The 17,213-nt window shown below is 44.1% G+C and carries 29 protein-coding genes; 26 read left to right on the top strand and 3 right to left on the bottom strand.

Annotated features, from left to right (window positions below):
* The first annotated feature begins 40 nt into the window (after positions 1 to 40).
* The 26 genes from rplV (at position 41) to prfA (ending at position 15,062) form a co-directional block, all read left to right on the top strand.
* On the top strand, positions 41 to 400 hold the full coding sequence (gene rplV / locus CAL6303_RS26280; protein WP_015200877.1) for a 50S ribosomal protein L22: 360 nt from the start codon (positions 41 to 43) through the stop codon (positions 398 to 400).
* Between the two features lie 54 nt (positions 401 to 454).
* Positions 455 to 1,207 (top strand): 30S ribosomal protein S3, encoded by a 753-nt coding sequence (rpsC, locus tag CAL6303_RS26275; protein ID WP_015200876.1) that lies wholly within the window; start codon positions 455 to 457, stop codon positions 1,205 to 1,207.
* Positions 1,208 to 1,292: 85 nt separating this feature from the next.
* Complete coding sequence (gene rplP / locus CAL6303_RS26270; RefSeq protein WP_015200875.1) at positions 1,293 to 1,724, top strand: 50S ribosomal protein L16; 432 nt, start codon at positions 1,293 to 1,295, stop codon at positions 1,722 to 1,724.
* 3 nt (positions 1,725 to 1,727) lie between these two features.
* On the top strand, positions 1,728 to 1,943 hold the full coding sequence (gene rpmC / locus CAL6303_RS26265; protein ID WP_015200874.1) for a 50S ribosomal protein L29: 216 nt from the start codon (positions 1,728 to 1,730) through the stop codon (positions 1,941 to 1,943).
* A gap of 110 nt (positions 1,944 to 2,053) precedes the next feature.
* Positions 2,054 to 2,293, top strand: coding sequence for a 30S ribosomal protein S17 (rpsQ, locus tag CAL6303_RS26260; RefSeq protein ID WP_015200873.1), 240 nt, complete (start codon positions 2,054 to 2,056; stop codon positions 2,291 to 2,293).
* Positions 2,294 to 2,347: 54 nt separating this feature from the next.
* On the top strand, positions 2,348 to 2,716 hold the full coding sequence (gene rplN, locus CAL6303_RS26255) for a 50S ribosomal protein L14 (RefSeq protein ID WP_015200872.1): 369 nt from the start codon (positions 2,348 to 2,350) through the stop codon (positions 2,714 to 2,716).
* On the top strand, positions 2,716 to 3,066 hold the full coding sequence (gene rplX, locus CAL6303_RS26250) for a 50S ribosomal protein L24 (protein ID WP_015200871.1): 351 nt from the start codon (positions 2,716 to 2,718) through the stop codon (positions 3,064 to 3,066). Before rplN ends, rplX begins: the two co-directional genes overlap by 1 nt.
* A 164-nt stretch (positions 3,067 to 3,230) precedes the next feature.
* Complete coding sequence (gene rplE / locus CAL6303_RS26245) at positions 3,231 to 3,776, top strand: 50S ribosomal protein L5 (RefSeq protein WP_015200870.1); 546 nt, start codon at positions 3,231 to 3,233, stop codon at positions 3,774 to 3,776.
* A 20-nt stretch (positions 3,777 to 3,796) separates the two neighbouring features.
* A complete protein-coding gene (gene rpsH, locus CAL6303_RS26240) occupies positions 3,797 to 4,198 on the top strand; it encodes a 30S ribosomal protein S8 (RefSeq protein ID WP_015200869.1) in 402 nt (133 codons plus the stop codon).
* A 119-nt stretch (positions 4,199 to 4,317) separates the two neighbouring features.
* Positions 4,318 to 4,866, top strand: a complete 549-nt coding sequence (gene rplF / locus CAL6303_RS26235; protein ID WP_015200868.1) for a 50S ribosomal protein L6 — start codon at positions 4,318 to 4,320, stop codon at positions 4,864 to 4,866.
* A 2-nt stretch (positions 4,867 to 4,868) separates the two neighbouring features.
* Positions 4,869 to 5,231 (top strand): 50S ribosomal protein L18, encoded by a 363-nt coding sequence (rplR, locus tag CAL6303_RS26230; RefSeq protein ID WP_015200867.1) that lies wholly within the window; start codon positions 4,869 to 4,871, stop codon positions 5,229 to 5,231.
* A 78-nt stretch (positions 5,232 to 5,309) separates the two neighbouring features.
* Positions 5,310 to 5,840 carry a 30S ribosomal protein S5 gene (gene rpsE / locus CAL6303_RS26225; protein WP_015200866.1) on the top strand — a complete coding sequence of 177 codons (531 nt, stop codon included), beginning with the start codon at positions 5,310 to 5,312 and terminating at the stop codon, positions 5,838 to 5,840.
* A 40-nt stretch (positions 5,841 to 5,880) separates the two neighbouring features.
* Entirely contained in the window at positions 5,881 to 6,330 is a 450-nt protein-coding gene (rplO, locus tag CAL6303_RS26220) for a 50S ribosomal protein L15 (RefSeq protein WP_015200865.1), read from the top strand.
* A gap of 64 nt (positions 6,331 to 6,394) precedes the next feature.
* Positions 6,395 to 7,708 (top strand): preprotein translocase subunit SecY, encoded by a 1,314-nt coding sequence (gene secY / locus CAL6303_RS26215; protein ID WP_015200864.1) that lies wholly within the window; start codon positions 6,395 to 6,397, stop codon positions 7,706 to 7,708.
* Positions 7,708 to 8,259 (top strand): adenylate kinase, encoded by a 552-nt coding sequence (locus CAL6303_RS26210; protein WP_015200863.1) that lies wholly within the window; start codon positions 7,708 to 7,710, stop codon positions 8,257 to 8,259. Before secY ends, CAL6303_RS26210 begins: the two co-directional genes overlap by 1 nt.
* A 287-nt stretch (positions 8,260 to 8,546) precedes the next feature.
* Complete coding sequence (gene infA, locus CAL6303_RS26205; protein ID WP_006276978.1) at positions 8,547 to 8,771, top strand: translation initiation factor IF-1; 225 nt, start codon at positions 8,547 to 8,549, stop codon at positions 8,769 to 8,771.
* Between the two features lie 116 nt (positions 8,772 to 8,887).
* The gene (rpmJ, locus tag CAL6303_RS29560) at positions 8,888 to 9,001 is read left to right on the top strand and encodes a 50S ribosomal protein L36 (protein WP_015200862.1); all 114 of its coding nucleotides are present in this window, start codon (positions 8,888 to 8,890) and stop codon (positions 8,999 to 9,001) included.
* 111 nt (positions 9,002 to 9,112) lie between these two features.
* Positions 9,113 to 9,493 (top strand): 30S ribosomal protein S13, encoded by a 381-nt coding sequence (rpsM, locus tag CAL6303_RS26200; protein WP_015200861.1) that lies wholly within the window; start codon positions 9,113 to 9,115, stop codon positions 9,491 to 9,493.
* 51 nt (positions 9,494 to 9,544) lie between these two features.
* A complete protein-coding gene (gene rpsK, locus CAL6303_RS26195) occupies positions 9,545 to 9,940 on the top strand; it encodes a 30S ribosomal protein S11 (RefSeq protein WP_015200860.1) in 396 nt (131 codons plus the stop codon).
* Between the two features lie 426 nt (positions 9,941 to 10,366).
* Complete coding sequence (locus CAL6303_RS26190; protein WP_015200859.1) at positions 10,367 to 11,314, top strand: DNA-directed RNA polymerase subunit alpha; 948 nt, start codon at positions 10,367 to 10,369, stop codon at positions 11,312 to 11,314.
* 37 nt (positions 11,315 to 11,351) lie between these two features.
* Positions 11,352 to 11,702 (top strand): 50S ribosomal protein L17, encoded by a 351-nt coding sequence (gene rplQ, locus CAL6303_RS26185; RefSeq protein WP_015200858.1) that lies wholly within the window; start codon positions 11,352 to 11,354, stop codon positions 11,700 to 11,702.
* A 71-nt stretch (positions 11,703 to 11,773) separates the two neighbouring features.
* Positions 11,774 to 12,598, top strand: coding sequence for a tRNA pseudouridine(38-40) synthase TruA (truA, locus tag CAL6303_RS26180; protein WP_015200857.1), 825 nt, complete (start codon positions 11,774 to 11,776; stop codon positions 12,596 to 12,598).
* Positions 12,599 to 12,664: 66 nt separating this feature from the next.
* A complete protein-coding gene (gene rplM / locus CAL6303_RS26175) occupies positions 12,665 to 13,120 on the top strand; it encodes a 50S ribosomal protein L13 (RefSeq protein ID WP_015200856.1) in 456 nt (151 codons plus the stop codon).
* A 5-nt stretch (positions 13,121 to 13,125) separates the two neighbouring features.
* Positions 13,126 to 13,539: a 30S ribosomal protein S9 gene (rpsI, locus tag CAL6303_RS26170; protein WP_015200855.1), complete on the top strand. Its 414-nt coding sequence runs from the start codon at positions 13,126 to 13,128 to the stop codon at positions 13,537 to 13,539.
* A 94-nt stretch (positions 13,540 to 13,633) separates the two neighbouring features.
* Positions 13,634 to 13,870, top strand: a complete 237-nt coding sequence (gene rpmE, locus CAL6303_RS26165) for a 50S ribosomal protein L31 (RefSeq protein ID WP_015200854.1) — start codon at positions 13,634 to 13,636, stop codon at positions 13,868 to 13,870.
* Between the two features lie 100 nt (positions 13,871 to 13,970).
* Positions 13,971 to 15,062 carry a peptide chain release factor 1 gene (gene prfA, locus CAL6303_RS26160; RefSeq protein WP_015200853.1) on the top strand — a complete coding sequence of 364 codons (1,092 nt, stop codon included), beginning with the start codon at positions 13,971 to 13,973 and terminating at the stop codon, positions 15,060 to 15,062.
* A gap of 115 nt (positions 15,063 to 15,177) precedes the next feature.
* Here the strand turns inward: prfA and CAL6303_RS26155 are convergent, their stop codons facing one another.
* The 3 genes from CAL6303_RS26155 to CAL6303_RS26145 all read right to left on the bottom strand — a co-directional run bounded on the left by CAL6303_RS26155 (position 15,178) and on the right by CAL6303_RS26145 (position 17,044).
* Positions 15,178 to 15,555, bottom strand: a complete 378-nt coding sequence (locus tag CAL6303_RS26155; RefSeq protein ID WP_015200852.1) for a type II toxin-antitoxin system VapC family toxin — start codon at positions 15,553 to 15,555, stop codon at positions 15,178 to 15,180.
* 90 nt (positions 15,556 to 15,645) lie between these two features.
* Positions 15,646 to 15,900, bottom strand: a complete 255-nt coding sequence (locus CAL6303_RS26150; RefSeq protein ID WP_015200851.1) for a hypothetical protein — start codon at positions 15,898 to 15,900, stop codon at positions 15,646 to 15,648.
* A gap of 220 nt (positions 15,901 to 16,120) precedes the next feature.
* On the bottom strand, positions 16,121 to 17,044 hold the full coding sequence (locus CAL6303_RS26145) for a hypothetical protein (protein ID WP_015200850.1): 924 nt from the start codon (positions 17,042 to 17,044) through the stop codon (positions 16,121 to 16,123).
* Between the last annotated feature and the right edge of the window lie 169 nt (positions 17,045 to 17,213).

The raw sequence follows: 17,213 nt of genomic DNA, 5'->3' as shown, positions 1-17,213 counted from the left end.
AACTTAAAAATCTGGAATCTAGAATTTTTAGGAGAAAAAAATGGCAACTGATACTGTTGAAGTTAAAGCGATCGCTCGCTACATAAGCATGTCACCCTACAAAGTGAGACGTGTCCTCGACCAAATTCGCGGTCGTACTTACCGCGAAGCCCTGATACTGCTAGAATTTATGCCCTATCGCTCTTGCGACCCCATCCTCAAACTTTTGCGGAGTGCGGCTGCAAATGCTGAACATAATGCAGGCATGGATCGGGCAGAACTAGTCATTACCCAGGCATACGCCGACCAAGGTCCTGTCCTCAAACGCTTCCAGCCGAGAGCACAAGGTCGAGCCTACCAAATTCGTAAACCAACATGTCACATCACCCTTGCTGTGGCTGCTGGGGCAACGGTGAAATAAGTGTAATTAGATAAAAATTACTCCTACAGCAAGAAATTTTTAGAGGAATAATTTGTGGGACAAAAGATACATCCAGTAGGTTTCCGCCTCGGGATTACTCAAGAACACCAATCACGTTGGTTCGCATCTCCTAGCCGTTATCCAGAACTTCTCCAAGAAGACTATAAACTGCGTAAATACATCGATGAAAAACTCGGTAGATACGCTCAGAATAACGCCGGAATTTGTCAAGTCAAAATTGAGCGCAAAGCAGATCAAATTGATCTAGAAGTGCAAACAGCAAGACCTGGGGTTGTCGTGGGGCGTGGTGGTCAAGGAATTGAATCATTACGCACAGGACTACAACAACTTTTAGGTGGCACGCGCCAAATCCGCATCAACGTTGTTGAAGTTCAAAAAGTTGATGCCAATGCTTTCTTGATTGCTGAGTACATTGCTCAACAACTAGAACGTCGGGTTTCCTTCCGTCGAGTTGTGCGTCAAGCCATCCAACGCGCTCAACGCGCTGGAATTCAAGGGATTAAAATTCAAGTCAGCGGTCGCTTAAACGGTGCAGAAATTGCCCGAACAGAGTGGACTCGTGAGGGTAGAGTTCCTCTACACACCTTACGTGCTGACATCGATTACTCCTACTGCACCGCCAAAACCGTTTACGGAATCCTTGGTATCAAAGTATGGGTATTCAAAGGTGAAATTATTCCTGGGCAAGAAATAGAAGCAGCACCAGCAACCCGCGAACGCGAACCTCGTCGTCGCAACCAGCAACGTCGTCGCCAGCAATTTGAAGACCGTTCTAACGAAGGATAGGTAGGGTTTTAGATTTTAGATTTTAGTTCTTCAACCCAAAATCAATCCAAAAATACCTTCGCCAAAACCATTTGGTATTAAAGACATGTTAAGTCCAAGAAGAACTAAATTCCGCAAACAACAGCGGGGACGGATGAAAGGGCTAGCTAGCCGTGGTAGCACCTTAAATTTTGGTGATTTTGCTCTCCAAGCACAAGAACCATCATGGATTACCTCCCGCCAAATCGAAGCTTCCCGTCGAGCAATGACTCGTTATATCCGCCGGGGTGGTAAAATTTGGATTCGGATTTTCCCAGATAAACCCATCACCATGCGCCCAGCCGAAACACGGATGGGTTCCGGTAAAGGTTCCCCAGAGTTTTGGGTAGCTGTGGTTAAACCAGGACGGATTTTATTTGAAATCGCTGGCGTGACTGAAGAAATAGCCCGCGAAGCCATGCGTTTAGCGGCTTTTAAGTTACCCATCAAAACTAAGTTTATTTCCCGCGCCGAAATCGAGCCGCAAGAGCAGGAGTAGTTTATGTCGCTTTCTAAAATTGCAGACGCACGAGAACTAAGCGACGAACAGCTAGCTGAAGAGGTTCTCGCTCTGAAAAAGCAGCTTTTTCAACTCCGGTTACAAAAAGCTACTCGACAGTTAGATAAATCGCACCAATTTCGACACGCTCGTCACCGCTTGGCACAATTGCTGACGGTTGAGGGTGAAAGAAAGCGGAAAGTAGCTACAGAAGGTTAGAAGTAAGAAGCAGGAGTTAGGAATTAAGGGTGAAAAGTGTAAGTTGTAATTCAGCTGGAAACTTCTAACTCGTAACTCATAACTGATAACTCTAATTAAATTAGGAGCTTATGGCAGTTAAAGAACGAATGGGAGTAGTTGTCAGCGACAAAATGCAAAAAACAGTTGTTGTCGCTGTTCAAAACCGCGCTCCTCACCCCAGATATGGGAAGATTGTTGTCAAAACTCAGCGATATAAAGCACACGACGAAGATAACAAATGTAAGATAGGCGATCGCGTCCGCATTCAAGAGACTCGTCCTCTGAGCAAAACCAAACGCTGGCAAGTTTTAGAGATCATCACCAACTAAGTATGTTTACGTAAACGTGTTGTTAGGAAACTAGCAACCATAGGGAGAGTAATTGTGATTCAACCTCAATCCTACCTGAATGTTGCAGACAACAGCGGCGCACGCAAATTAATGTGTATCCGTGTGTTAGGTGCTGGAAATAGCCGTTATGGCTTCATAGGCGATCGCATAATCGCGGTAGTCAAAGATGCTATTCCCAACATGGCAGTAAAAAAATCGGATGTAGTGGAGGCTGTGATTGTTCGCACCCGCCACACCATTCGTCGTGATAGCGGTATGAGCATCCGCTTTGATGATAACGCCGCCGTAATCATCAACAAAGATGGTAATCCCAAAGGAACCAGGGTCTTCGGTCCTGTGGCACGGGAATTACGCGAAAAAAGTTTCACTAAAATTGTGTCGCTGGCACCGGAGGTGCTGTAATGACAGGTAAGAAGGATAAACCCAAGTTTTATAAAATGCATATCAAAACTGGGGATACCGTTCAAATTATCGCAGGCAAAGACAAAGGCAAAATTGGGGAAATTATCAAAGCCCTTCCCCAAGACAGCAAAGTCATTGTCAAAGGCGTAAATTTGAAAACTAAGCACGTTAAACCCCAAGCAGAGGGAGAATCTGGGCAAATTGTTACCCAGGAATATCCCATCCACAGTTCCAACGTCATGCTTTATTCCACCAAGCAAAATGTAGCCAGCCGTGTCTGCTACACTTTTACTGCGGAAGGAAAGAAAGTGAGAATGTTGAAAAAAACTGGGGAAATCTTGGATAAGTAGTTATAGACTACTTATAACTACCAAAATTGGTATTTGTGATTACTAGTATTTAATCTCAGAACCAATCCATCCATACTAAACCTTAAGCTCCAAAAGGTAACTTTTCGGGTAATCTCAAATCTTTATTCCCTGACAAAGACCAGGGACATTAAGGGAAACAACATATGGCGATTAGACTCAAAACGGTATATCAAGAAACAATTGCTCCTAAACTGATCAAACAGTTTGAGTACAGCAATGTTCACCAAGTACCAAAGGTAATCAAGATTACAGTGAACCGGGGGTTGGGCGAAGCAGCATCCAATGCCAAGGCACTCGAAGCTTCGATCAACGAAGTTGCTTTAATCACAGGTCAAAAACCAGTAGTGACCAGAGCAAAGAAGGCGATCGCTGGCTTCAAAATCCGTCAAGGTATGCCCGTAGGAATCATGGTTACTCTACGCGGCGACCGGATGTACAACTTTCTTGACAGACTGATCAATCTTTCGTTACCCAGAATTCGTGACTTCCGTGGTATCAGTCCCAAAAGTTTCGATGGACGCGGCAACTATACGCTGGGCGTTCGAGAACAGCTGATTTTCCCAGAAGTCGAGTACGACAAGATTGACCAAATCCGTGGGATGGATATTTCCATCATTACCACAGCCAAAAACGACGAAGAAGGTCGCGCTTTACTAAAAGAAATGGGAATGCCCTTTCGCGATCAATAAGTTCATCTAAAGAGGGAACGATGGCGGCAAACGACACAATTGCAGATATGCTGACGCGCATCCGCAATGCCAATATGGCGCGGCACCAAACAACAGAAGTGCCTGCAACAAAAATGACTCGCAGTATTGCGAGAGTGCTGCGGGAAGAGGGCTTCATTGGTGAATTCGAGGAAGCAGGTGAGGGCGTTAAGAAAAACTTGGTAATTTCCCTCAAGTACAAAGGCAAAAATCGTCAACCCCTGATTACCGCCCTAAAGCGGGTCAGTAAACCCGGTTTGCGTGTTTACTCAAACCGAAAAGATCTACCAAGAGTTTTAGGTGGAATCGGGATTGCGATTATCTCCACATCTAGCGGCATCATGACCGACCGCGAAGCGCGTCGTCAGAATGTTGGTGGAGAAGTCCTTTGCTACGTTTGGTAAATCCAGTTAAAAGTTCAGAGGAGGAGTGAGAAGTTAATCGACTCACCAACTCATCACAACATAACGGGAAGGCGCTTTGCGTCTAGACACTCGTAACAAGACAAAGGATAGATTAATTTATGTCTCGAATTGGCAAACGTCCAATTACAGTACCAGCCAAGGTACAAGTGACAATTAACGGCAGCAATGTTCAAGTCAAAGGACCTAAAGGAGAACTTTCGCGGGATTTACCAGCGAACATTGTCCTGACCCAAGAAGGTGAGATTCTAACAGTTTCTCCCATTGACGACTCCCGTTCATCACGCCAATTGCACGGTTTATTCCGTACCTTAATATCAAACATGGTGGAAGGTGTTTCCACTGGCTTCCAACGCCGCTTAGAAATTCAAGGGGTTGGTTATCGGGCAGCCGTTCAAGGTCGTAACCTGGTTTTGAATATGGGCTATAGCCATCAAGTGCAAATTCCCCCGCCTGATGGTGTCCAGTTTGCTGTTGAAAATAACACTAATGTTATTGTCAGCGGTTACGACAAAGAAATTGTCGGCAATACTGCTGCTCAAATTCGCGCAGTTCGTCCCCCTGAACCTTACAAAGGTAAAGGTATTCGTTACGCTGGCGAAGTCGTCAGACGTAAAGCTGGTAAGACTGGTAAGAGTGGTAAGAAATAGATATGAAGCTTACTCGCAGAGAATCAAAAGTTCGTCGCCACAAACGTGTTCGTGGCAAAGTCGATGGTTCAGCAGAACGTCCACGTTTAGCTGTATTTCGTTCCAACGAGCATATTTATGCTCAGGTGATTGATGATACACAACATTGCACTTTGGCAGCAGCATCAACCTTAGAGAAAGATTTAAAAACAAAACTTTCCTCCGGGGCAAATTGTGAAGCTTCCACCGAAGTAGGTAAATTGATTGCAGCGCGATCGCTTGCGGCTGGAATCACTAAAGTTGTGTTTGACCGAGGTGGAAACCTATACCACGGTCGTATCAAAGCACTGGCGGATGCAGCCCGTGAAGCTGGTTTGGAATTCTAGAAATTTGTCAAAAGCCGAAATTTTAGAAATAAATATAATATGGCTGCTGACCCTTGAGGAAAAATTCAGGAATTAATTATGGCAACTGGTGGTCGTAAAAAAACTAACCGCACTAAAAAAGAAGAAACCACTTGGCAAGAACGGGTAATCCAAATCCGCCGCGTCAGCAAGGTAGTTAAGGGTGGTAAAAAACTCAGCTTCCGAGCGATCGTAGTAGTTGGTAATGAACGTGGTCAAGTTGGTGTTGGTGTGGGTAAAGCATCTGATGTAATTGGTGCTGTAAAAAAAGGTGTGGCTGATGGCAAAAAACACCTGATTGATGTGCCCATGACCAAAGCTAACTCCATCCCTCACCCCATTAACGGTACAGGTGGCGGCGCGAAAGTCTTGATGCGTCCAGCTTCTCCTGGTACTGGTGTAATCGCTGGGGGTGCTGTTCGCACAGTGCTCGAATTGGCAGGAGTTCGGAATATTCTCGCTAAACAACTTGGCTCGAATAATCCCCTCAACAACGCCAGAGCGGCAGTTAACGCCCTCTCCACACTCCGTACTTTTGCGGAAGTAGCTGAAGACCGAGGCGTTCCCATTGAAAGTCTCTACGCTCAGTAGGACTAAATTGTCTATATAAGCGTTATAAAATGTACCTGTCATGAGACTAAATGATGCCAAGCCCCAAAAAGGCTCAAAGAAACGCGGTCGCAGAGTCGGTCGGGGTATAGCTGCCGGACAAGGCGCTAGTTGCGGTCTGGGTATGCGTGGTCAAAATTCCCGCTCCGGTGGTGGGACAAGACCCGGTTTTGAAGGTGGTCAACAACCTTTATATCGCCGTTTACCGAAGTTAAAAGGCTTTCCCCTCGTTAATCGGGTAAATTACATTACGATTAATGTAGAGAAACTCGCTGGACTCCCTGCAAATTCAGAAGTAACATTAGCATCCTTAGAAGCCGCTGGTATTTTGACTGGTAGTAATCGGGGACTATTAAAGATTTTGGGAAATGGGGAATTGTCTGTTGCCCTCAATGTGAAGGCAGCAGCATTTACAGGTTCAGCTCGTAGCAAAATTGAGGCGGCTGGTGGGAGTTGTGAAGTTGCAGCGTGAGCATCAACTCATAGGGCATGTTAACTCCAGCCATGCGCCTCACTCACAATTTAGGTAGCCTCCTATGATGAATCGAGACAAGCCTCAAAGCGCTCAAGATACTTTTATGCAAATGGCGCAAGCAGCCGGACTTCGGGGTCGGCTGCTTGTTACAGTCGGTATTCTCATGCTGATTCGCATGGGTATTCATATTCCGATTCCTAACATCGATCGCCTAGCATTTGCTGATGCTGTGGCGAAAAATAGCCAAATATTAAGCTTTTTGGATATTTTTTCGGGTGGTGGTTTGTCTGCTCTGGGCATTTTTGCTCTGGGTATTCTACCTTACATCAATGCCTCGATCATTATTCAATTGCTGACTGCGGCAATACCATCTTTAGAAAACTTACAAAAAAATGAAGGTGAAGCCGGAAGGCGAAAACTTTCTCAATATACGCGCTATGTTTCCTTTGGCTGGGCGATTCTGCAAAGTGTCTTCATTGCGGGATTTTGGTTGAAACCATACGCTTACAATTTTGGACCACTATTTGTAGCTCAAACAGCGATCGCACTGGTGGCAGGATCAATGTTTGTCATGTGGGCTTCGGAAGTTATAACCGAACGAGGTATCGGTAATGGTGCATCTTTGTTGATTTTCCTCAACATCGTCGCCTCATTGCCCAAAACTCTAGGAGATACTATATCTTTTGTGGAAACTGGAAACCGAGAAGCTGTTGGTCGAGTAATCGTCTTAGTACTATTATTCTTACTAACTACTGTTGGGATCGTGTTTGTTCAAGAAGGGATGCGCCGAATTCCCATTATCTCCGCTCGTCGCCAAGTGGGTCGCCGCGTATTGGCAGAGCAACGCAGTTTCCTACCTTTGCGCCTTAACCAAGGTGGAGTAATGCCCATCATTTTCGCTCAGGCAATCCTCAGCTTACCTCAATTCGTCTCCCAATTTAGTAAAAATCAAGACGTAGCCAATTTTGTCGCTAACTACCTGTCACCAGGTCGTTCTGGCTCTTGGTTCTACTCCTTGGTTCAATTGGTGGCAATTGTCTTCTTTAGCTATTTTTACTCATCACTGATTGTTAACCCAGTGGATGTATCACAAAACCTAAAGAAAATGGGAGCTAGTATTCCTGGGATTCGTCCTGGTAAAACCACAAGTGAGTATATTGAGCGAGTTTTAAATCGGTTAACTTTATTGGGTGCGGTGTTCTTGGGTTTAATTGCCATCATTCCGACTGGAATTGAGCAAGCATTGGGAATCCCTACTTTTAGAGGATTGGGTGCAACCTCATTACTGATTTTAGTAGGTGTGGCAATTGATACGTCAAAGCAGATCCAAACCTATCTAATATCTCAGCGCTATGAAGGAATGGTGAAACAATAGTGACGCGACTTATCTTCTTGGGACCACCGGGTGCTGGCAAAGGAACACAAGCAAAAACACTGGCTGACCATTGGCAAATCCCACATATTTCAACGGGTGATATTCTCCGTCAAGCCTTACAAGAACAGACACCTTTGGGTATTAAAGCTCAAAGCTATATGGACAAAGGTGAACTTGTTCCTGACCAACTTGTGCAAGATATGGTCAAGGAACGTCTGACTCAAGCCGATTGTAGTGAGGGGTGGATTTTAGACGGTTTTCCCCGCACTGTTAAACAGGCTGAATTTTTGGAAAGCTTGCTAGAAAGTATTCAGCAGCAAGGTGAAAGGGTTGTAAATCTAGATGTCCCGGATGATGTGGTGGTGGGACGTTTACTGGAGCGAGGACGTAAAGACGATGCTGAAGATGTGATTCGGCGCAGACTTGAAGTTTATCGTTCCGAAACCGAGCCTCTGATTAATCATTATGGAGCCAAAAATCGATTGGTGGTAGTCAATGGTAATCAGTCTCAAGAAGAAGTCACTAGCGCGTTGAAGAATGCGATCGCTTAGCGTAATCGTTCCGTAGGAGTGTTGTATGAGCCACTCTTAGCACTCCCTACATAGTAGAGCAAAGCCAAAACCACGAGTATCACACCTGAAAATACTTTGGATTAAAAGCACAAAATGGGAAGTTGAGGAGTTACACCTAATTCGTACTAACTCCTACCCAAAATGCCTTTACTTTTTAATTAAGATATATTAATAAACAGTTGATATATTTCACAAATCATGTTTACTTGCACTCAAGAGCAGTTGGGCAAGTAAACAAGCAAATGTTGAGTTGAGGAAAAAGCAAGTTGTCTAAACAAGACCTAATTGAGATGGAAGGCACAGTCACAGAATCCTTGCCTAACGCGATGTTTCGCGTTGACTTGGATAATGGATTTAACGTGCTGGCACATATTTCGGGAAAGATTCGCCGTAACTATATCAAGATTTTACCCGGCGATCGCGTCAAAGTTGAACTTACTCCCTATGACCTCACCAAAGGTCGAATCACGTACCGTCTGCGGAAAAAGTAAGTAATGTAGAAGATTTTACCACAATAACACCTCTATTGGGTATGATCCAAAAATTAAACTGAATATTTTTTCGTAAAAATGCTATAATTTACTGTTTGGAGTCAGTCAGAAAAGGCATGAAAGTTAGAGCCTCGGTCAAACGAATTTGTGAAAAGTGCAACGTAATCAAGCGTCGCGGTCGTGTGATGGTGATTTGCGTTAACCCCAAACACAAACAACGTCAAGGATAGGAAAAACACCATTTTCCCCATTGACTCAAATCTTGAAGTCGAAAAAGAAATATTTTTCGCCAACTACTAACCAAAGTTTACAGCCGAACAAAACAAAGGGAGATACTGACTGTGGCACGGATTGCCGGAGTAGACCTTCCGCGTGATAAACGCGTAGAAATCGGTCTTACATATATTTACGGAATTGGTCTATCACGCTCACAAGCGATTCTCAAAGCAACAGGTGTCAACCCTGATACCCGCGTCAAAGAATTGAGCGACACCGATGTTACAGCCCTGCGTGCTGAAATCGAAAGCAATTACCAAATTGAAGGTGATTTGCGACGTTGGGAAGCCATGAACATCAAGCGCCTGGTGGACATTGGTTCCTACCGAGGTCGTCGTCACCGCATGGGTTTACCAGTTCGCGGACAACGAACTCGCACCAACGCCAGAACTCGACGCGGTAGAAGACAAACCGTCGCTGGAAAGAAAAAAGCACCAGGTAAATAAATTCTTATTGCCTGTAATCGGCAAATTTTACATTCATTCAAACACAGGAATATGGCGCGACAACCGACAAAAAAATCCGGTAGTAAGAAAGCAAAACGCAACGTCCCCAATGGAATTGCTTATATTCAATCTACCTTCAACAACAGCATCGTCACTATTGCTGACCAAAACGGCGATGTTATTTCTTGGGCAAGTGCAGGATCTAGCGGTTTTAAAGGCGCGAAAAAAGGAACACCCTTCGCCGCCCAAACCGCTGCTGAAAGCGCAGCCCGCAGAGCAATGGATCAAGGAATGCGTCAAATTGAAGTCATGGTTAGTGGACCCGGTGCCGGACGGGAAACCGCAATCAGAGCACTACAAGGCGCAGGATTAGAAATCACCCTGATTCGGGACATTACACCAATTCCCCACAACGGTTGCCGTCCACCAAAGCGCCGCCGAGTTTAGAGAGGCTCTACCGGGGAATGGAATAGAAGTTGGAGTCGAGAAAAAGCCATTTTAAAATTCAAAAAAATGAATGACAATTTCGAGATATTTAAAGCTAATACTTCTGCCATTTTCCGTAGTCAGCGTTAGTGGTAATTGTGATCAATGGGTGAATGTGAAGCTAATTCGTTTTCAGGAGTTGGATTCTAGCACAGAGCTAATTCACAACTGAACCCAACAAACTTAACAGCTTCATTGCCACCCAAAGTTAATCCAAAACTCACCCCAAATTAATTTGCATTGCCCCCACTGTGCTTGCTGGGAATCAAACTCTACCGTCATTGAAATACGCAGTTTGATCGACCTTTAAGCTATTAGGGCATTAGAGAAATTTTAAAAACAATCACCTTTCTGCTAGTAGAACCTAAAAATAAGGGAGGCTACTCCGTGGCGCAATTTCAAATTGAATGTGTAGAGTCAAGTACAGAAGAGAGTCGAAGTCACTACAGTAAGTTTATCTTAGAACCGCTAGAAAGGGGACAAGGAACAACAGTTGGTAATGCCCTCAGACGGGTATTACTTTCCAACTTAGAAGGAACAGCAGTCACAGCATTGCGAATTGCTGGTGTTTCCCACGAATTTGCTACAGTTCCGGGAGTGCGTGAAGACGTACTGGAAATCATGATGCGGATGAAAGAAATCATCCTCAAAAGCTATTCTGCCCAACCCCAAATTGGTAGGTTACTGGTAAATGGACCAGCTAACGTTACATCAGCACACTTTGATTTGCCCAGCGAAGTTGAATTAATTGATCCTACTCAATATGTTGCCACCTTAGCTGAAGGGGCAAAATTTGAGATGGAATTTAGAATTGAGCGAGGAAAAGGCTATCGTACCGTTGAACGGGGACGTGAGGAAGCCACATCCCTAGACTTCCTGCAAATTGACTCCGTATTCATGCCAGTTCGCAAAGTCAACTACAGCGTTGAGGAAACTCGTAGTGAATCTGGTTTACCCAGAGATCGATTATTATTGGAAATTTGGACAAATGGTAGCCTTAGCCCCCAAGAAGCGCTATCTTCGGCTGCGAATATTCTGGTAGATTTGTTTAATCCATTGAAGGATTTCACATATACCGAGCAGGATACAGGTATTGCCGAGGATTTAGATCCTACCGCTCAAATTCCCATCGAGGAATTACAGCTTTCTGTACGTGCTTACAACTGCTTGAAACGGGCACAGGTTAATTCTGTGGCTGACTTGTTGGACTACACCCAAGAAGACTTGTTAGAAATCAAGAACTTTGGACAAAAGTCTGCCGAGGAAGTAGTGGAAGCCCTACAGCGACGCTTGGGTATTACTCTACCGAATGAAAGATCTTCTAAGCACAATTAGTGCTAAAAGTCAAATTTAAAATTGAAATAAACCTATTATGCGTCACCGTTGTCGAGTTGCGAAATTAAGCAAACCTGCTGACCAGCGTCGCGCCCTGTTGCGATCGCTAACCACTGAAATCATCCGTCATGGACAGATCACCACCACCCTAATTCGGGCAAAAGCGGTACGTCCAGAAGTAGAAAAAATGATTACTCTCGCTAAAGACGGTTCCCTTTCCGCCCGTCGTCAAGCAATGGGTTACATATTTGACAAACAACTTGTTCATGCTCTATTTGAACAAGTTCCTTCCCGTTATTCCGACCGTCAAGGCGGTTACACCCGGATTCGGCACACCATGCCCCGCCGTGGTGATAACGCCGAAATGGCAATCATTGAATTAGTTTAGTGAGGTAATTTGGAATTAAATCGAAAAATATCAGTAGATATATCGAGAAGAGATTCCAAATCATAAATTGTATGCTAGATAGTGATGCGTCCACACCAACCCAGCGAATTGCCTTAGTAATCCAATACATAGGAACCAACTTCCATGGGTGGCAGCGACAACCACAACATCGCAGCGTACAAGCCGAAATTGAAAACGCGATCGCACAATTCATCGGATACCCAGTCAACCTACATGGTGCTGGTCGTACCGACAGCGGAGTCCATGCCGCCGCCCAAGTCGCCCACTTTGATGTCACCAGCGTCGTCCCACCCCAGAAATGGGCAACGATTCTCAACAGCCGCCTGCCAAAAGATATATTAATCAAGGCTTCAGCAGCAGTGGATAGCAATTGGCACGCCCGGTTTAGTGCGGCATATCGGCGTTACCGCTACAGCCTATATACAGAGGAAAAACCTAACCTATTTGTTCGTTCCTCCTGTTGGCACTATTATCTGGCACCCCTGGATGAAACACTCATCCAAACCGCCCTCAAGCCACTCATAGGAAAACATCACCTCGCAGCCTTTCGTCGCTCAAACTCCAAACGTGTTCATTCATGGGTCGAGATTCAAGCCGCCGAATGTTACCGCGAAGGAGCGTTTATTCATATTGAAATTCAAGCAGATGGATTTTTGTACGGCATGGTGCGGTTGTTGGTAGGGATGCTGGTAGAAGTAGGTTCCGGCTCAAGAGCGATCGCTAATTTCACCCAACTGTGGAAAGAACAACGTCGAGAAGATGTCAGATACGCTGCACCCGCCCACGGCTTATGTCTTTTGCGAGTCGGCTATCCCGATTTTCCCTTTCCTCCAGAAGTTTGGTTTGATACACAACCAAAACCAGTTATCAGTTAACAGTAACCAGTTAACGATTACAGCTAATAGCTAATAGCTATCCAAAATCAAGGACACATTCAGAAAATGTCAGCCCAAAAAACCTATCTTCCACCCGCCCAAAATCCAAATCAGGATTGGTATGTTATCGATGCCGCCGACCAACGTCTCGGTCGCCTCGCTACCGAAATCGCCATGATTTTACGAGGAAAAAATAAACCCGAATATACACCCCACCTCGATACAGGCGACTTTGTAATCATCGTCAACGCTGAGAAAATCACAGTTACAGGTAAAAAACGTACCCAAAAACTGTACCGCCGTCACTCAGGTCGTCCCGGCGGGATGAAAACCGAAACCTTTGCTAAACTCCAAGCCCGTTTACCAGAGCGCATCATCGAACAAGCAGTCAAAGGGATGTTACCCAAAAACAGCCTCGGCAGACAGTTATTTACCAAACTCAAAGTCTACGCTGGACCAACCCATCCCCACGCGGCACAACAGCCCAAAGAACTTGTAGTTAACACAATTCCTGGAGCATAAGATTCATGCAAGCAACTGAAAATGCCGGACGCGCTATGTACTTTGGTACGGGTCGCCGCAAAAGAGCGATCGCTCGTGTCCGTTTAGTCCCTGGAAGCGGGAAACTCCTCGTCAACAAAAAAGACGGAGAACTCTATTTCCAATTCAATACAGGTTATCTCGGAGCTATTAAAGCACCTTTAGAAACCTTGGGAATGGAAAATGACTATGACATCCTTGTCATCGCCGAAGGTGGCGGTTTAACTGGACAATCTGACGCTATTCGCCTTGGAGTTGCCCGCGCCCTTTGCCAACTCGATCCTGGCAACCGTCCCCCACTCAAAACCGAAGGCTATCTAACTCGTGACCCACGAGCAAAAGAGCGGAAGAAATACGGTTTACATAAAGCTCGTAAAGCTCCTCAGTACTCCAAACGGTAAATTGGGCTTTGGGGAAACAATATTATCCCTATTCCCTGTTTTCCACACTCAAGCAGCAGTTATAATTAAAATCTCAGTAACCACAATAGGAACCATGGCAAAACCAGATATTCATCCTAAGTGGTATCCAGAAGCAAAAGTCATCTGCAACGGACAAGTTGTGATGACAGTCGGCTCCACCAAACCCGAATTACATGTAGATGTTTGGTCTGGAAACCACCCCTTTTATACCGGAACCCAGAAGATGATTGATACCGAAGGTCGTGTCGAGCGCTTCATGCGGAAATACGGCATGTTTGACCAATCAGCTGCTAGCGACGAGCAAAAGTAGCGACTTGGCTCTGCTTTGAACGACCCCGCACTTGCTGCCGGGTCGCTTTTGTGTACTTTGCCGAGCCGAGTTATTATTTTTTAAGGAGCATTGCACTGTCATGGCTGAACAATACCTGCTGGAGAAACTCAAATCTGCCGAACAAACTTTTCATGAGTTAACCCGTCGTCTAGGCGATCCTGATACTGCTAAAGATCCAGATGAGTATCAAAAAATCGCTAAATCGCGCTCATCATTAGAAGAAGTTGTCGATACCTACGAAAATTGGAAAATTGCCCAAGAAGAAATAATTGGCGCTCGTGAGGTATTAAAAGAAGCTCAAGGCGACCAAGAAATGTATGAAATTGCGTCGTCGGAAGTTCAAGAACTTGAGCAGAAAATTACTGAGTTAGAAAATCGTTTAACAATTTTATTATTACCCCGCGACCCCAACGATGATAAAAACATCATGCTGGAAATCCGCGCCGGAACTGGTGGAGATGAAGCCAGTATTTGGGCGGGTGATTTGGTGCGGATGTATTCTCGCTACGCTGATACCCAAAATTGGCGGGTCAAATTAGTCAGTGAATCACTGGCGGAAATGGGTGGTTTTAAAGAAGCAATTTTAGAAATTCAAGGCGACAGCGTATATAGTAAGCTCAAATTTGAAGCCGGAGTACATCGGGTTCAACGGGTACCTGTAACTGAAGCTGGGGGAAGAGTACATACATCTACTGCCACCGTGGCAATCATGCCGGAAGTTGATGAGGTGGAAATTCATATTGACCCCAAAGACATCGAAATGAAAACCGCCCGTTCTGGTGGTGCAGGTGGACAAAACGTCAACAAAGTGGAAACAGCCGCCGACTTAATTCACAAACCGACCGGAATCAGAATTTTTTGTACTGAAGAACGCAGCCAGTTACAAAACAAAGAGCGGGCTATGCAAATCCTCCGCGCTAAGTTGTATGAAATGAAACTCAGAGAACAGCAAGAGGCGATTACTTCAGCACGCCGTTTGCAGGTGGGTACAGGTTCGCGCTCGGAGAAAATACGGACATACAACTACAAAGATAACCGCGTTACAGACCATCGGATCAATATCAACTTTTCCCTCAATCCAGCATTAGAAGGGGATATTGAAAATATTATCCAATCTTGTATTTCTCAAGATCAGCAGGATCGTTTGGCGGAACTGGCGACGAGTAATTAAGTAAAATAGGGCTTTGGGGATGAATGCGATATTCCCACGAACCCTAAAAGCGATCGCTCTGCCAGCACATCCCTGATAAATTTAATTCTTGACTGAGGCTGAAAATATATAATTCTCAGAAATCAGCCTCAAATGGATTAAAAAGTTTAAGCTCGGCAATCCAACGAAAATCATCTGTATTCCTGGTTATCAATGTCAACTTATACACCAGTGCAGTTCCGGCAATAATCGCATCACCTAGAGTCATCCGTTTCTGCTGTCTCAGAGCTACTGCTTGAGCTAACACGTCTTGCGATATTGGTAAAACTTGAGCAATTTGGAAAAATTCCTCAAAATACTGACGCGACTGTTCAGTCAGTAGATGATATCCCAATACTTCAAGATAACTGAGAGATGATACCGCAGGTGAATGGTCTGCGACCAGTTTTCTCAACTTAGAGTGTTCTGCTTGGGCAGAGTAAATAAGTAATCGCGCAGAATTATTTACACACAAGGATCTAGTTTTGACAAGGGTTTCATGCCTTAATACTGTGTAATTAATTGTGTTTAACTACTTAATAATGTTGCTGTCAAGAAGCACGTTTTACCGTCCTGGCAGTGAGCGTTCTTGGCGGGTTTCTTCCTGCCAAGAAACCGGATCGACATAATTCAGGGTTTTAGTCGCAGCAAGATTTTCCAATATCTCAGCCATCCTCTGTCCCCGTGTTTTGACTTCTGAGAATGCTTGCTCATCAATAAACGTCACCTCAATCTGGAGCATTTGCTCTCCAGATTGAGGTGCTTCATCAATCCACTCTAAACGGCTTCCTCTCAACCAAGCTTTGAAAGTCTTTGACATCGTTGTATCAACTAGTTCTCATTTTATCTTAATAATAGCTTGGGACTGAGGTTGAAAAATCAACTTGTAGTCATATTCATACCCAATTTATTGATATTACAAGCTATCTAGGCAGAAAGCGATCGCTTGCAGGATAGAACGACTAGTATATGTTCTTAAATAATACAAAAGATAAAAGAAAATAATAGGAAAGATTAATTTTGTTCGACAAGAGTTGTACTTACAAAGTATCTATTTTGGCAGAGTCAATAGCAGTACAGTCTCCCACCAAATTTGCTGAAACTAAACGCGCTGTACCAGGACTACCCCAGTAAGAAGTATGACCATCAACAACACTTACAGCCATTGCTGTATGAGCTTGTCCCATAGTGAGCGCTCCTCTTTCTAGCCAATTTGCATCAGCACAAATATACTTATCTCTGAAGAATAAATTTGATAACGATTTTGTTTCTAAACTTGCTTGTAATGGGTATGCGATAATATCTGATGAATGAATAATATTGATCCATCTAATAGAATTTTTTTGATATTTTTCTGTAAATTCTTTGATTTTACAGGGTTTAATATCAAGCATTAAGTTAAAAAATAGAATTGGTGAACCCATTGTTGTAATACTTTTCAAGTCTTTCCCCTGATAGCTACTAGAACCTTCTTTGAGATTGAGAAGTTTACGTATCTCAAAAGCTGGATCGTCAGGAGTGAATCTATCAGAAAACAAAATATCCCATAGCATAACGCTACCTAATGAGTGAGTCACAAGATGAATTCCATCATCTTCTGGATGAAAACTAATAAACTTTTTTAATTGACCGCAAATACTCTCTCGAATATCCTTTCCACGCTCAGTATTAAAGTATGTTAGTACATCGCCAAAAAATTCTGAAATAAAATCTTCCCTAAATTCTTGATAACGAAAAACATCTGGAACCTTAACTGCGGGATGACTTTTCTTTAGATCCTTCAAATCTTCATGAATGCAATTCCACAATTGACCTGTCCGTTTGAAAGTATTACCCCAAAAGCTGGCATAAAAAATTGGAAAAGGCACATTGCGACGGTTCAAATCTTCTTTGATGAGAGTTTCTAACCGTCTTGAGTAGCCTGCATCTTTTGTAGCAACACCGTGAATAAAAAAAACAAGCACTTCAAGGAACCTCAATTTTATTGACTATGCTTCTATTCGCGCAAAACCTAACTACATTATTGTAGTTAGCGAATACATAGAAGCATTCCGTATAAATACTGCATATACTTGATTGAGAAAAATTTTAGTAATCGATCGCATGGCGATTAGAATCTGCTAATATTCAGGC

This window comes from Calothrix sp. PCC 6303, from assembly GCF_000317435.1.
Lineage (GTDB): Bacteria > Cyanobacteriota > Cyanobacteriia > Cyanobacteriales > Nostocaceae > PCC-6303.
This window is presented reverse-complemented; position numbering and strand designations above follow the sequence as displayed.

Excerpts from the sequence above, each read along its gene's own strand:
- rplV (WP_015200877.1), top strand. The coding sequence starts at position 41 with ATGGCAACTGATACTGTTGAAGTTAAAGCGATCGCTCGCTACATAAGC.
- rplP (WP_015200875.1), top strand. The coding sequence starts at position 1,293 with ATGTTAAGTCCAAGAAGAACTAAATTCCGCAAACAACAGCGGGGACGG.
- rpmC (WP_015200874.1), top strand. The coding sequence starts at position 1,728 with ATGTCGCTTTCTAAAATTGCAGACGCACGAGAACTAAGCGACGAACAG.
- rpsQ (WP_015200873.1), top strand. The coding sequence starts at position 2,054 with ATGGCAGTTAAAGAACGAATGGGAGTAGTTGTCAGCGACAAAATGCAA.
- rplX (WP_015200871.1), top strand. The coding sequence starts at position 2,716 with ATGACAGGTAAGAAGGATAAACCCAAGTTTTATAAAATGCATATCAAA.
- rplE (WP_015200870.1), top strand. The coding sequence starts at position 3,231 with ATGGCGATTAGACTCAAAACGGTATATCAAGAAACAATTGCTCCTAAA.
- rpsH (WP_015200869.1), top strand. The coding sequence starts at position 3,797 with ATGGCGGCAAACGACACAATTGCAGATATGCTGACGCGCATCCGCAAT.
- rplF (WP_015200868.1), top strand. The coding sequence starts at position 4,318 with ATGTCTCGAATTGGCAAACGTCCAATTACAGTACCAGCCAAGGTACAA.
- rplR (WP_015200867.1), top strand. The coding sequence starts at position 4,869 with ATGAAGCTTACTCGCAGAGAATCAAAAGTTCGTCGCCACAAACGTGTT.
- rpsE (WP_015200866.1), top strand. The coding sequence starts at position 5,310 with ATGGCAACTGGTGGTCGTAAAAAAACTAACCGCACTAAAAAAGAAGAA.
- rplO (WP_015200865.1), top strand. The coding sequence starts at position 5,881 with ATGAGACTAAATGATGCCAAGCCCCAAAAAGGCTCAAAGAAACGCGGT.
- secY (WP_015200864.1), top strand. The coding sequence starts at position 6,395 with ATGATGAATCGAGACAAGCCTCAAAGCGCTCAAGATACTTTTATGCAA.
- rpmJ (WP_015200862.1), top strand. The coding sequence starts at position 8,888 with ATGAAAGTTAGAGCCTCGGTCAAACGAATTTGTGAAAAGTGCAACGTA.
- rpsK (WP_015200860.1), top strand. The coding sequence starts at position 9,545 with ATGGCGCGACAACCGACAAAAAAATCCGGTAGTAAGAAAGCAAAACGC.
- rplQ (WP_015200858.1), top strand. The coding sequence starts at position 11,352 with ATGCGTCACCGTTGTCGAGTTGCGAAATTAAGCAAACCTGCTGACCAG.
- truA (WP_015200857.1), top strand. The coding sequence starts at position 11,774 with ATGCTAGATAGTGATGCGTCCACACCAACCCAGCGAATTGCCTTAGTA.
- rplM (WP_015200856.1), top strand. The coding sequence starts at position 12,665 with ATGTCAGCCCAAAAAACCTATCTTCCACCCGCCCAAAATCCAAATCAG.
- rpsI (WP_015200855.1), top strand. The coding sequence starts at position 13,126 with ATGCAAGCAACTGAAAATGCCGGACGCGCTATGTACTTTGGTACGGGT.
- rpmE (WP_015200854.1), top strand. The coding sequence starts at position 13,634 with ATGGCAAAACCAGATATTCATCCTAAGTGGTATCCAGAAGCAAAAGTC.
- prfA (WP_015200853.1), top strand. The coding sequence starts at position 13,971 with ATGGCTGAACAATACCTGCTGGAGAAACTCAAATCTGCCGAACAAACT.
- CAL6303_RS26150 (WP_015200851.1), bottom strand. The coding sequence starts at position 15,900 with ATGTCAAAGACTTTCAAAGCTTGGTTGAGAGGAAGCCGTTTAGAGTGG.